11 protein-coding genes and 2 pseudogenes are annotated in these 12800 nt (G+C 67.9%); 9 read left to right on the top strand and 4 right to left on the bottom strand.

Features of this window, described 5'->3' with window-relative positions:
• The first annotated feature begins 19 nt into the window (after window positions 1-19).
• Complete coding sequence (fdxA, locus tag ABZ904_RS21200; RefSeq protein ID WP_359393516.1) at window positions 20-406, top strand: ferredoxin; 387 nt, start codon at window positions 20-22, stop codon at window positions 404-406.
• Between the two features lie 34 nt (window positions 407-440).
• Here the strand turns inward: fdxA and ABZ904_RS21195 are convergent, their stop codons facing one another.
• Both ABZ904_RS21195 and ABZ904_RS21190 read right to left on the bottom strand, forming a co-directional pair.
• Complete coding sequence (locus ABZ904_RS21195) at window positions 441-863, bottom strand: OsmC family protein (RefSeq protein ID WP_359393514.1); 423 nt, start codon at window positions 861-863, stop codon at window positions 441-443.
• 603 nt (window positions 864-1466) lie between these two features.
• Window positions 1467-1964: an Ohr family peroxiredoxin gene (locus ABZ904_RS21190; protein ID WP_360998480.1), complete on the bottom strand. Its 498-nt coding sequence runs from the start codon at window positions 1962-1964 to the stop codon at window positions 1467-1469.
• Between the two features lie 880 nt (window positions 1965-2844).
• Here ABZ904_RS21190 and ABZ904_RS21185 point away from each other — a divergent pair.
• The 4 genes from ABZ904_RS21185 to ABZ904_RS21170 all read left to right on the top strand — a co-directional run bounded on the left by ABZ904_RS21185 (window position 2845) and on the right by ABZ904_RS21170 (window position 6044).
• A complete protein-coding gene (locus ABZ904_RS21185; RefSeq protein WP_360998482.1) occupies window positions 2845-3636 on the top strand; it encodes a sigma-70 family RNA polymerase sigma factor in 792 nt (263 codons plus the stop codon).
• Between the two features lie 203 nt (window positions 3637-3839).
• On the top strand, window positions 3840-4313 hold the full coding sequence (locus ABZ904_RS21180) for a carboxymuconolactone decarboxylase family protein (protein WP_359393507.1): 474 nt from the start codon (window positions 3840-3842) through the stop codon (window positions 4311-4313).
• Window positions 4314-4946: 633 nt separating this feature from the next.
• On the top strand, window positions 4947-5351 hold the full coding sequence (locus tag ABZ904_RS21175) for a cupin domain-containing protein (RefSeq protein ID WP_359393504.1): 405 nt from the start codon (window positions 4947-4949) through the stop codon (window positions 5349-5351).
• 96 nt (window positions 5352-5447) lie between these two features.
• Window positions 5448-6044, top strand: a complete 597-nt coding sequence (locus tag ABZ904_RS21170; RefSeq protein WP_359393502.1) for a DUF5134 domain-containing protein — start codon at window positions 5448-5450, stop codon at window positions 6042-6044.
• Between the two features lie 97 nt (window positions 6045-6141).
• On the opposite strand, the pseudogene ABZ904_RS21165 reads toward ABZ904_RS21170, so the two are convergent.
• Together ABZ904_RS21165 and ABZ904_RS21160 are read right to left on the bottom strand one after the other, a co-directional pair.
• Window positions 6142-6469 (bottom strand): annotated as a pseudogene (locus tag ABZ904_RS21165) (3-oxoadipyl-CoA thiolase); the annotation flags it as partial.
• A 1-nt stretch (window position 6470) separates the two neighbouring features.
• A pseudogene (locus ABZ904_RS21160) lies at window positions 6471-6572 on the bottom strand (succinyl-CoA--3-ketoacid-CoA transferase); the annotation flags it as partial.
• A gap of 468 nt (window positions 6573-7040) precedes the next feature.
• Here ABZ904_RS21160 and ABZ904_RS21155 point away from each other — a divergent pair.
• From ABZ904_RS21155 to ABZ904_RS21140, 4 genes are all read left to right on the top strand, one after another.
• Window positions 7041-8174, top strand: coding sequence for a maleylacetate reductase (locus ABZ904_RS21155; protein ID WP_359393500.1), 1134 nt, complete (start codon window positions 7041-7043; stop codon window positions 8172-8174).
• Window positions 8167-9036, top strand: a complete 870-nt coding sequence (locus tag ABZ904_RS21150; protein WP_361825007.1) for a dioxygenase — start codon at window positions 8167-8169, stop codon at window positions 9034-9036. The genes ABZ904_RS21155 and ABZ904_RS21150 overlap by 8 nt, the downstream gene beginning before the upstream one ends.
• Window positions 9037-9173: 137 nt before the next feature.
• On the top strand, window positions 9174-12098 hold the full coding sequence (locus ABZ904_RS21145; protein WP_361825005.1) for a BTAD domain-containing putative transcriptional regulator: 2925 nt from the start codon (window positions 9174-9176) through the stop codon (window positions 12096-12098).
• A gap of 126 nt (window positions 12099-12224) precedes the next feature.
• The gene (locus ABZ904_RS21140; protein WP_359393494.1) at window positions 12225-12713 is read left to right on the top strand and encodes a flavin reductase family protein; all 489 of its coding nucleotides are present in this window, start codon (window positions 12225-12227) and stop codon (window positions 12711-12713) included.
• The last annotated feature ends 87 nt before the right edge of the window (window positions 12714-12800 follow it).

The following is a 12800-nucleotide window of genomic DNA, read 5'->3' as shown; positions in this document are numbered from 1 at the left end:
TCATCGAACGGAGAGGGACATGACGTACGTCATCGCACAGCCTTGTGTCGACGTCCAGGACAGGGCCTGTCTCATCGAATGCCCGGTGGACTGCATCTACGAAGGCAATCGGACGCTCTACATCAACCCCTCCGAGTGCGTGGACTGCCGGGCGTGCGAGCCCGTCTGCCCGGTCGAGGCCATCTATTCCGAAGAGGACCTCCCGCGGTACTGGGCGCAGTACACCACCATCAACGCCGAGTACTTCCGTACGACTTCGGCACAGCAGGGCGAGCCGTTCGTCGTCGACGGCGATCATCGCCTGATCGCCGAGTTGCCGCAGCAGACTTCGCACAAGAAGGAGATCGCCGCTTTCAGCATCCGCAAGGAGGAGGCCGCAGACGCCGATCTGTGGTTCCCGTTCTGACATACACGCGTCCCAGCGGGCGGCGCAGGCAAGGTCATTGCGGTAGCGGCCGGCCGCCCGCGGCCTGGGTCTTCGCCGCAATCGTGGGCACGGTGACGACCGGGACCTCCCGGGTCAGCAGACGTTGCACAGGACAGCGAGCGGCCACAGCCAGCAACTGCTTGATCTGCAGGGCGTCCAGATCGCCGGTCAAGCGGATGTTCTTGATGATCTGCTCGTGCGGATCGAACCGCAGCGCCACATCGACCTGGTCGAGCGGCCAACCGTGCCGCTCCGCAGCTGCGCGGACGGCCATGGAGGTGCATGCCCCCAGCGCGGCCAGGAGCAGTTCTTCGGGCCTGGGATCGGTGTCCGTGCCGGCCGGCTCGTGCGCGTCCGCGGCCAGGGTATGAGAACCGACCTGAATCGAGCGGGCGAGACGCCGGCCTTCACTCACCGACACGAGGCGTGCGTTCATCGATCTTCCTCTCAGGCGAGCCACACCGCCGTGTGACCTGTGACCACAAGGGGTGGCGAGCGGTGACGGGATGACGTTGCCCGTCCCTTTACCGCTACGACCGCAAGGATCTTCCGTATGTGACATGGAAGCTGTCACACAGCGATGGGCTGCCCGGTCCTATTGACGGATCGCCCCCTCACGCCACCGCTGAAAATGCCAGACCGAATGCGCAGGACGTGCCGTGCGCACGGCTGCGGAACAGAGAGCCATGAGCGACGAATCCCGGATCATCGGCATCGGACCCGAGGAACCTCGAACGCGCCGCGGCCACGCATCGCAGGTGCTCCGTGCACACGCTGTGAAGCCGATACCACAGGGCGATGCCCTTCGAGGAGAAGATCTCCGCCATCCGGCGCCACGCCGCAGTGTCAGATCCACCGCGTGTCCGAGCATTGAGTCACCACGGTGTGGGTCGAGGCGAACCGCACCGCGACCGCCGTGTCGCTGCCGCATCAGAGAGAACGGCATCGGATGCGCAAAGTGCCGGACCCCGGCTCGACCCCGCACACAGCCGTGGAGTGCCGCCGTCCCGCACATTCCGCATCAAGCATCCGTCCCCGGTCAGGGGGCAAGTGTGATGGTGGCCGGTGCGTCCTTCCCGGGCATCTTCGCGTACGGGGACAGAGAACCGGCCTTCTCCAGCAGCGGCGTGGCGACGGCGGGATCGATGCCCGGCCATGTGACCACGAGGCCGACGGACGAGGCGTAGCCGCCGTCTCCCGGGTCCCGGCCGAACGCCACAGTCGCCTCCACAGAGATCGCGGAGTTGTCCAGCCCGGCCTGTCGGGCCAGCAGGCTCAGCGCGCCGTGGAAGCAGGCCGCACAGCCGGCGGCGTACAGCTGTTCGGGATTCGTCCCCCGGCCGTCTCCTCCCAGTTCGGCGGGCATGCGCAGGTCGAGGTCCAGGACCCCGTCCGTCGAGCGCGCTCTTCCCGAGGCCCGACCGTGATGCGCTGTGCCCCCGCTCACCGTCACCGTCGTGGTGTAGATGGGGGTGAAGGATTCTCCGTCGAAGTCTTTGTCAGTGGACAGATGGGGCAACCGGATCTCCTCGGTCACCGCACGCCTGCCTGAACGCGGGAGTACAGGGCTGTGCGCGGAGCCGGCATCGACGCGGGAGGACTGGCATCCGTCGGCATCTGCGGGCCATGCCGCGATACGGTGCGCGACGCCGGGCCATGGGCACAGAACACCGGACCGTCCATGCTGAATGCCATATTTATGCACCTTCGCGTCCTTGAGGGGGGATCATGTTTTCAGATAGCTGGTTGACCAAGAAGTCACCCCGGTTGTGACAGACGTCGGTACATAGGTGCACGGACCAGCCGCCCGATCTGAACTACTACCGGGCGAAGGTGCCCCGGGAAGACATCCCCGCGGCCGGACTGATGCCGTACAGGAAGAGAGCCAGGACGCCTTCAGGTGGTCCAGGTGCGTCATGGGCAAGGCGCTGGGGCCCTGCGACACGGACCCGCTCCCCGCCGAGCACGTCCACATCGGCGGAGGCCGAGGTAGTCCCACTCCGTAGCATCGATCGCTCGCTCAGCCCACCCGCCGGCACATGTGGAGCGCATTCGACGACGTCCCAGTGGACTACACCCGTGGGGCCGGGGAACCGCCTGGCGAGGCGGTCGCGTTCGTCGCCGGTGTCGGCGATGACTTCACGCTCAGCGCCACACGCGACCGGTGCTCCAGCACGTCACACCGTCTCAAGGGCACACCTGGTCGGTCAGGCGAATCGAATCACTCGATTATGCGATGTGGTCCGGTCCCTCCGGTCCCACTCTGGCCAAGTAGCCAAGAAGAACATCCGGTTCAAGGAAATCACACGCGCTCTTTGCAGCGGGTTTTGGACCGACGGTCGGGCCATGAGCCACGAGGTGTCCGCCTGGATCCGGGTGTTCCGACAGTAGCCAGCGATATCCCTCCCAGGGGGAGGATGATGCATTCCGAGCCGACCCTTATGACAAGTGACCTTGAAGAGGCTGTTTCCGTCTTTGTGCAGCAGCGGCCGCGCCTCTTCGGAATTGCCCGCCGTGTGCTCGGCAGCGCGGTCGAGGCTGAGGACGTGGTGCAGGAGGTGTGGCTGCGTTGGCAGAAGACCGACCGTTCTGCGGTGGTCAGCCCGGCGGCCTTCCTTTCGTGCACGGCGACCCGCTTGGCCATCAACGTCAGGCAGTCGGCGCGCGTGCGTCGGGAGACCTGCATCGGCCCGTGGCTGCCCGAGCCCGTTGACACGAGCTCGGATCCTGAGGCGGATGCGCAGCGCGCGGAGGCTCTGCAGCTGGCTTTGCAGCTGGTGCTGGAGAAACTGAACCCCACTGAGCGCGCCGTGTACGTCCTGCGCGAGGCATTCGACTACGCCTACTCCGAGATTGCAGAGATTCTGCAGCTCAGTCTCGTCAATGTGCGGAAGATCGTGAGCCGTGCTCGTAAGCGTCTGTCGGAGGACAACCGAGAGAGCGTGGACACGACTGAGCATCGTCGTCTTCTGAAGGCTTTTGTCTCAGCGGCTCGAACGGGGGACGTGGCCGTGCTGGAAGCCTTTCTGGCACCGGATGTCGCCAGTCTGTCCGAAGGCAACGCCATTCGGGGAACCACTTGTATACCGACGCTGGGCCGTGCGCGCGTGGCCGATCCGGCGACCGACTGCCCACGACCGCCTGCCCACGGTTCTGGCGGGAGGCGGCCCCTGGACTGGTCGCTGCCGTCGGCCGTACGGGCGTCGTGATCCACCGGGATGCATGCCCAGCGCACTGTTGATGACAGCGGCCTCGGAGGCAGGCGTCCACAAAGTCCATGCACAAGCCCGACTGTCCGGGACGGTAGGGCGATGACGTGGCCGTGGAGACCTGCATCACACAGCCTTCGGTGTCACACCTTGCCCGGCTGTCCGGTCAGTTGTGTGTATCCGCATCCGGGCTAGGAGGTCCCATGGAATCGCGTCTCAACTACTTCGGTAATCCCCTCGCGGGCAAGGTGCTGAAGCACATCGCCTCGGCCAGCAAGGTGCTGGCGGACTCGTCGCTGCCGACCACCATTGCGCATCTGGTGGAGATCCGCGCCAGCCAGATCAACGGCTGCGGCTTCTGCACCGACATGCACACCAAGGAGGCTGCCCACGCCGGGGAGACCTCGGTGCGACTCAACCTGATCGCGGCCTGGCGGGAGGCGACGGTGTTCACCGACGCCGAGCGCGCCGTGCTGGAGCTGACCGAACAGGGCACCCGGGTCGCGGATGCAGCCGTTGGGGTCACGGACGAGGTCTGGACGAACGCCGCCAAGCACTTCGACGAGGACCAGCTTGTCGCGCTGATCTCCCTCATCGCCATCATCAACAGCTACAACCGCATCAACCTCATCAACCAGCAGCCGGCCGGCAGCTACCAGGTCGGCCAGTTCGGCTGAGCCAGGGGGTTCGGCATGGCCGGAGGGTCCGTCTCCGCGTCGCCCCGACCTTCGGCGGGGAGACGGACTTCCGGCGTCAGCCGACTTCACTGATCGATGCGGCCCGCTGCGTTTGATTCTCAGCGGCGCCGTACTGCGCCTCCTCCGTCGAGTCGCAGTCCTGAAAGTCAGAGACGGGGCGCGGGTCGCCCGGGTACCTCTCCGGATGAGTGACCCGGACGAGTCCGAAACAGGGCGCCCGGCGACGGCCTCAGCACGGGCGCTGTTGCCGGCAGACCCTGGCATTGTCCCGGAATCGGCCCCGGCCCCGGTCGTGGGAGTCGCCGTGGAGGCGCGTTCAGCGCAGCGATTGCCGCGGTGCGATGCGTTCTCGATACCGCGGGATCCGGAATGTGCATGCCGCCGACCGGGAGCAGAGTGGTCTTGGGTCCCTCTGCGTGAGGCATAAGACGCACGGCGTGTCACAGATACGGGCCGTGTTTTGTCGTCACTTTTAAGCAAGTTGGGAGAGTCCGGAGTCGACGAACCCGGGCGCCGCCGAACGGGAGGCCGGTACACCGGCCCCGAAGGCGGTGGCCGACGCGGGATCGTTCGTTCCGGGCAGGCTGATGGAGGTGTAGCGCAGTGCACGAGATGGATTCAGTGGACGGTACGGGACCCAAGATGCTGGCGGACGTCAAACCGCCGTTCATTCCCGAGGGCGCTTCGGGGATGACCGTCTTCGTCGAGTGGCCTCCCGGTCATCCCGGGACTCCACCGCACCGCCACTCGGGGCCGTGCTTCGGCTACGTCACCGAAGGGGAGGTCAGGTGGGAGCTCGAGGGTGAGCCGGAGCGCGTACTCAAGGCCGGTGACACCTTCTGGGAGCCGGGCGGTGACGTGATCCACTACCAGAACGGCAACGCCCGGTCGGATGCGCCGGCCAAGTACATCGTGTTCATGCTGTGCGCGCCGGGCCAGCCGATGCTCACGCTGGTCGAGGAGGAGGAGCTGGAGAAGCGGGCCCACCTGCGCGCCGCGCGTCCCGCCGCAGACTGACCCGCCGCCTGCTCGTACAGGCCGGTTCCGAACGGAGCTTGTCCGCTCCGTGAAAGGGCGCGATGAGGCATGAGTGCCACTGATGCTGTGCGTGGCATGCTGACAGCGCTGTTCGCGGCGGCGGCCGTCCGCGCGCTGCGGCACGGCGTCCTGTCACGAGGTTCCGGGTGGCGCAGCCGAGTCGACCAATTCCTGCACACCGCCATGGCGTTGGCCATGGCGGTGATGCCGTGGCGCTGGGGCGGCATGCTGTCGGAGGTTTCCCTGACGGCCTTCTTCGCAGCCGCCGCCTTGTGGTTTCCGCTGACTGCTGTCAGCTCCCGCCGGCAACCGAGACTGACCGCAACTGCGCGGAGGTTGCCGTACGCGGCGGGCATGGCCGCGATGGCATGGATGACGCACTCCATGGCGGCCCTGTCCCACGAGACCCTGGCCGGCGGTCTCTCGGCGGCGAACCACGCCGCGCATCTCGGTCACATCGCAGGGGAATCGAAGGCCGGCAACGCGGTCACGGGGGTGCTGGCGCTCTACCTCCTTGTGTGCGCTCTTCGGTCGCTCATGCGCGGCATGCCCACGCTGCGCTGGGCGTCGGACACCGTGGCCGCCTCAACCAGCATCAGGGAGTCCTGCGGGCACTTCTGGGACGGATCGATGCCTCTGGGAACGGTCATCATGCTGCTCATGCACCACTGAGCGCCGTATCAGGCTGGTTGGAAGCCTGCAGGGCGCCTGCTCGCCGAGGGTCGATCGCGGGACGCAGGCCCCACTGCCGTGCGATCCGTCGTGCATTCGACTCCACGCCGCCCGCGTCGACGATGGAGGCATAGCCGACGGCGATGGCACAGGCCGCCTGAACAACGGCCTCCAGACCGGTAGCGCACGGCTGGTTGACCGTCGTACCCGGTGCGGAGGTGGGCAGGTCGACCAGCAGTGCCACATGCCGCCGACATTGCTCCTCGCCCGCGCCGTTGCCGAAGTACACATCAGCAATGCGCGCGGGGTCCAACCCGGCTCTGCGGGTGAGGAGTTCGCGGATGGTGTGTGGGGCCATCGTCGGGGCGTACCGAGGCCAGGGCTCCGTTGTGACGCCTGATCGGCGTGCGCACGGCATAGATGATGCACTTCCACGCCCCCGGGCAGATGCTTGGGAATCAGCGTCGGCAACCCGATGCCGAGATTGACGTACTGACCGTCCCTCGGTTCGCGCCCCCGTGCGGCCATCTCCTACCCGAAGCCGCCCACCGCCGGCGACGCACCGTCCTGCGCGTCCGCCACCGCTTCCCAGGGTCGAGGCGACCAATTTATCCATCTTTTCGCCCCGCCTCTCGGAAATGCCGACCCCGCCGGACGCTCTTTCCGGAAGGCAATGTCACCTACCGGGCCCGGTCTCCATGCATTTGTGCAGGGCCGGTGGAAATCGTGGAGGTCGTTTCCGCCGCGGCATGTCCGTAGGATTCGCATCCCGCCCGACTCGGGCATGCTTCCACGGTCCACACCTTGACGTCCCTCCGCATCCCGCAGATGAGCGATGTCGGCCGGGCCTCCGGGGCCACGGTGGTGGTGCCCGTCGCTTGAACAGGGTATTTCCACGCCGGTTCACCTCATCGCCTGCAGATTCCGTTGACGTGCGCCATTCGACTGCCGAAGCTTTTTTCATAAACAGACGAGCGGCGGACTGAGGAAATTCTCATGAAGACATTCGTGCATCGGGGGCAGATCACCAAGGTGGTCTTCGGCAGCGGGACGCGCAGCCGTCTCCCCGAAGAGGCCGATGCTCTCGGATGCCGCCGGGTGCTCATCCTGTGCACACCTGGTCAAGTGGACCAGGCAGCGAAGGTGCGCGACCTGCTGGGTGCCGCAGCCGTGGGGACTTTCGCCGAAGCGGCTCCGCATACCCCGGTCGAGGTCACGGAGAAGGCCCTCGCGTACGCCGGAACCGTGGGAGCGGACTCCGTGCTCGCCATCGGCGGCGGATCGACCGTCGGCCTGGGCAAGGCCATCGCCGCGCGGACCGGACTTCCACAGCTGGCGCTGCCCACCACCTATGCCGGCTCGGAGATGACGCCGATCCTCGGCGAGACCGAAGGCCGCAGGAAGACGACCCGGCGGCTGCCGGAAGTGCTGCTCAAGACAGTGGTGTACGACGTCGACCTGACGCTCACGCTTCCCGCGGCGATATCGGTGGTCAGCGGCATCAACGCGATGGCCCACGCCGTGGAGGCCCTCTACGCCCAGGACCGGGACCCGGTCGCCTTCCTGATGGCCGGTGAAGCACTCGACTCCCTCACCCGATCCCTTCCGGTCATCGTTCAGCGTCCGGACGACGGCGAGGCGCGCGCCGATGCGTTGTACGGGGCGTGGCTGGCGGGCACGTGCCTCGGCACGGTGGGCATGGCACTGCATCACAAGGTCTGCCACGTCCTGGGCGGCACATTCGGGCTTCCGCACGCCAAAACCCATGCAGTGGTCCTGCCACACGTGGTCGCCTACAACGGTCCGGCGGCCCCCGAGGCCATGACACGCATCGCGCAGGCGCTTCCGGGGGACGACGCCGCGAGCGCTCTCTTCGACTTCGCCGGGCGACTCGGCGCCCCCAGGGCGCTGCGTGATCTCGGTATGCCGGAATCGGGGATCGAGCAGGCGGCCGAACTCATCGTGCGGGACGCCTACTGGAATCCGCGACCAGTGGACCGGACGGCCGTTCGCGGCTTCCTGACCCGCGCTTGGGCCGGGGAGACGCCGTGGACGTCACCCGGCGACGAACCTCCCCAGTCCGACTCCGTCAACGAACACTCAACCACCACGGGAGCGCGACATGCGTGATCTGACCAGCGACACCATCACCGAGGCTGTGATCGCGACCATGCGGGACACCAAGGACTCCCGCGTCGCGGAGATCCTGGAATCACTGGTGCGGCATCTCCACTCCTTCGTCCGCGAGGTCGGACTGACGGAGGAGGAGTGGGCCCAGGGAGTGGACTTCCTGACCCGTACCGGGCAGAAATGCACCCCGACGCGCCAGGAGTTCATCCTGCTGTCCGACGTCCTGGGCGTCACCATGCTGGTCGACGCCCTGAGCAATCGACGCCCCGCCGAGGCCACGCAGAACAGCGTCCTGGGCCCCTTCTTCAGGGAGGACAGGCCGCGGTCCGCCGACGCCGCCGACATCTCCGGAGGTCTGCCCGGCACCCCGTTGTTCTTCGAGGGACGGGTCGTGGACCGTGGGGGAGCGCCGGTGGCCGGCGCCGCGGTGGATGTATGGCACAGCGACGCGGAGGGCCATTACGACGTGGATGTGCCCGGCCAGGTCGACCCGGCGATGCGCGCGCTTTTCCGGACCGACGAGACGGGACACTTCAGTTTCCGTTCCATTCGCCCGTCCAGCTACCCGATACCAGGTGACGGCCCGGTCGGCGAACTCATGAGCGCGACCAGCCGGTCTCTCATGCGTCCCGCCCATGTGCACCTGCTGATGGAGGCCGCGGGATTCCAGCGCCTGACCACCATGCTGTTTCCTTCGGACGACCCGTACCTGGACATGGATCCGGTCTTCGGTGTCAAGGAGTCGCTGGTCGAGTCCTTTGACACGTACGGGGCCGGGGCCGGGCCCTACGGCGAGCAGACCGACGTGTCGTACACCCTGCTGCGCCGCACCTTTGTCCTCGAACCCCTCCCCGCGGACTGAGCATCACTGCCGCCGCGCACGCAGCCGAGAGGCGGTCATCGATGAGAAGCAGCGATCCCGGTGAAACGGTAGGTGTCCTGCCTCGGCTGCCCAGTCATGTCATACCCCGGCCGAGACTGGTCCGCAGAATCCATGAGGTGCTGGACCAGCACTCGGTACTCGTCATGGCGGCTTCGGCGGGGTCGGGGAAGACGACCGCCGCGGTCCAGGCGGCGCAAGAGCTGTCCAGCCCTGTCGCCTGGGTGTCGCTCACCGGGATGCCCGGCAACGTCGGTACCGGTGCGGGTGATTCCGGCGCCGACGGGCTGACGCTGACGCGCCTTCTCGAAGCAGCCGTCGTGCCCCATGTGCCGGCCGCGGCGACCGCGCTGACCGGCGCACTGGCGCGAGGGCTGGCGGCGGCGGAGGTGGGTGCCCTGCTCGCCAGGATGCTGGCGGGCACCGATCTGGTGCTGGTGCTGGACCGGGTGGAGACGATCGGTGGGGGCGCCGGTGCGGCAGGGCTGCTCGCCGCACTGGCCGGGAGTCTGCCGGAAGGGCCGCGGCTGGTACTGATCTCCCGAGTGAATCTGCCCCAAGGACTCGGAGGTCTAGGCGATGTCCATCGCGTCGCCTTCGTCGAGGACGGGGACCTGGCCTTCGACGTGCCTGAGGCCGCCGAAGCCCTGCACGCCATCGGCCGAAGCGACGACGCCTGCCAACTGGTCGATGCGATGGGCGGCTGGGTCACCGGCGTCCTGTACGACTGGTGGGGTGTCGATCCCGCAGCCTCCGCCGTGCAGCACGATCGCCTCGCGGCCGAACTGCTCACCCAGCTCATGCCCGCGGAGGTGTCGCTGCTCGTCCGGACGAGCCTGCTCGACGACGGCGTGACGGCCGAGCAGGCGAACGCCCTCGGACTGGCATCGCCGGACCGGACGCTGGCCGCCCTCCGCAGCCGACGGCTGCCGCTCACCTGGTCCTCCGACGGCAACCGTATGGTCGCTCTGCCGCGGTTCCGCCACTGTCTCCAACGCGAGATCGGACGACTGGACGACACCAGCTTGCGTGCGCTGCGACGGGGGTACGCCACGCTGCTCCAGGGCAGGGGGCGCCACGAGGATGCCGTGGACGAGTTGCTCATGAGCGGCGACACCGACTCCGCCCGACGAGCCGCAGAACGCGCGCTGCCGGATGTGCTCGGCCGACTCGACCTGGCGACCGCCGAGAGCTGGCTCGACCGCATGCGCCCGGCGCCCACGCCGAGCTTGGCCTCAGCCGTGCTCCGTGTCGCGTTCGGGCTCGAACAGTGCTGGCGGGGCGTGCAGTTGGCGGACCACCACGGTCGTGCGTGGTGGAGCGGACTCGCTCAAGAGCCGGGTGGGGCCGAGGACTTGGTCCTGCTGGTGTGGTGCTTCTGGCACGTGGGGCGGATCCACGAGGCGCGCGAGATCCTGCACGTCATGCCTCCGGGGCCCCCTCGCGACATCGCGGCGGCCGTGCTGGCTCTGGCGGACAACAGCACAGCCCAGCTTGCCCCGGACCTTGTCGACCGTGTCGCGGGGCCCCTTGAGGCCATGGTGATGCGCGTCGCCTACATGGCCGGGCAACTGCGTGAACTGCAGGACGGCTCGTCCGGCGCTTGGCGGAGAGTAGGCGGGACGCCATGGGCGGTCGCCGCCCTTCGCGCCGAGGGACGTATCTCCCAGGCCAAAGCGGCATACATGGCGGTCGGGGACGGACCGCGCCCCGTCTGGCTGGGCGCGATCGAGGCCGCGGAGCTGATGGCGGATCTCGGGTGCCGGGACGAGGCCTGGACCGCACTGCTGGTCGGGCGGGAACAGATCGCCTCGACCGGGTCCCGCGTGTACGAGATCCTCAGCCTGCTCCTTGAGGCAAAACTGGCCCTGCGCCTGGATCACGACCTGCCGCGAGCGGCGCGAGCGCTCGCCGAGGCGGAGCGCAGGGGGTGCGCGCGCTACGCGCTCACCGCGGAACTGGCGGGTATCTGGCAAGGTTTGGAGCTGCTGCTGGCCGGCCGCAACGACGACGCTGTACCCCACCTCACCACCGCGGTCTCCGCAATGCGCACGAGTGGCAGGCGCCTGGAACTTCCGACGGCTGCCGTCTACTTGAGCGAGGCGCTGTGGCGTACCGGCGATGAGGACGGTTCGGATGCCGCTGCCGACCTGGCTCTGGAGGTCGCGACGGCCCAGGGCCCCCGCAATCTGCTGTTGCAGGCTCTGGAGGACGTGCCCTCCGTCGCCGCGCGTCGGGCCGACGCGGAACCCACGCACTCCTCACGCTGGCATGAGCTCGTGTCCGCGCTCTCCACCGCCAGACCGGTGACCGGATACGCCGCACCGCGACTGGCACTTGAGGATTACGGCCCGGTGCGGTTGGTCGCCGACGGGCGGGAGGTCCACCCGCGTCTCGCCAAGAGCGGCGAGTTGCTCGCCTACCTGCTGTCCCGGCCTGCGGCGAGCGCCCGACGTCAGGCTCTCTTGGAGGCGCTGTTCCCTGGGCGGAGCGACGCCACGGGGCGCAGCTACCTTCGTCAGGCCGTCTACCGGCTGCGCGAGGTGCTGCCCGACGGCCTTTCGCTCCTTCAGGACGGCGACGTGTACGAGCTGACACCGGCGTCCGCGGTAGTGAGCGCCTCAGGGAACTTCCAGCGACTGCTGGCGGAAGCCGCACGGCAGGACGGCGCGCACCGGTGGGACACGCTTCAGTGCGCCCTGGCCATCGCCGAGCGCGGCTCCTACTTCGACTCCCTTTCGACGCACTGGCTCGACACGAGGCGCGCCGAACTCGACGCAGCGCTCCTGCAGGCCCGCGTGGACGCGGGGACCGTGGCGCTGCACCTCGGCCGAGTGCGGGACGCCCGTCGGCTCGCGCATGCCGTGCTGGACAGCGACCCCTACCGGGAGCAGGCCTGGCGGCTCGCCCTGTACGCCGCGGAGGCGGCCGGCTCCGACGATGAACTGCTCGACCTGTACCGAGGCTACCTGCGCGTCATGAAGGACATCGGAGTGCCGCCCTCCGCTGACCTGAGACGGCTGGTCGACCGACTGCGCAGATGAGCCGACGGGCCGTGTGAATGCTCGGTGTCGTCCGAGTAGGACGCGATTTCCCCGGCATTAACAGCCGCCGTTGCACGCTTCATCACACGCAGCAGGGCCCAGCCCTACTATCACGGAGGTCCTCCGATGATTGAAACCCGCGACATGACAGTCGATTTCCGAGCCACGATGAGCCGGCTCGCCACTGGTGTCAGCGTGATCACCACGTGCTCCGGCAGCACGCCGATCGGCATGACGGCCAGCGCCGTGTCCGCCTTGTCCCTCGAGCCGCTCCAGTTGCTCGTGTGCATCGCCAACCACCTGTACACGCGGACCGCGATAGCGGAGCACGGCCGCTTCGCCGTCAACATCCTCGGCGAGGACAGCGAGTCCCTGGCGCGGAACTTCGCCGCTTCCAAGCCGGACAAGTTCGCGGGCGTCGAGACTGTCGACGACCACGGTGTGCCGGTGTTGAAGGACGCCATCGCGGCTGTTGTGTGCGACGTGGCCGCGGCGCTCCCCGGCGGCGATCACACCATCTTCGTGGGTGACGTCCGCTATTGCGGACACAGGGGCGATGGCCGGCCTCTGCTCCACTTTGCGGGAGGTTTCGGCGCGATCAGGGCTCCGCACTAGTCCTGCCGGCAGCGGTCCGAAGGGCGCCGCTGCGGGGTCCGTGACCGGCCCACTACGGCCCCCGATGTCCGGCTCTTCCGAGGTGAG

Source organism: Streptomyces sp. NPDC046900 (assembly GCF_040644975.1).
Lineage (GTDB): Bacteria > Actinomycetota > Actinomycetes > Streptomycetales > Streptomycetaceae > Streptomyces.
Note: the sequence above shows the minus strand (reverse complement) of the source record. Positions and strands in the feature narration are given on the sequence as shown.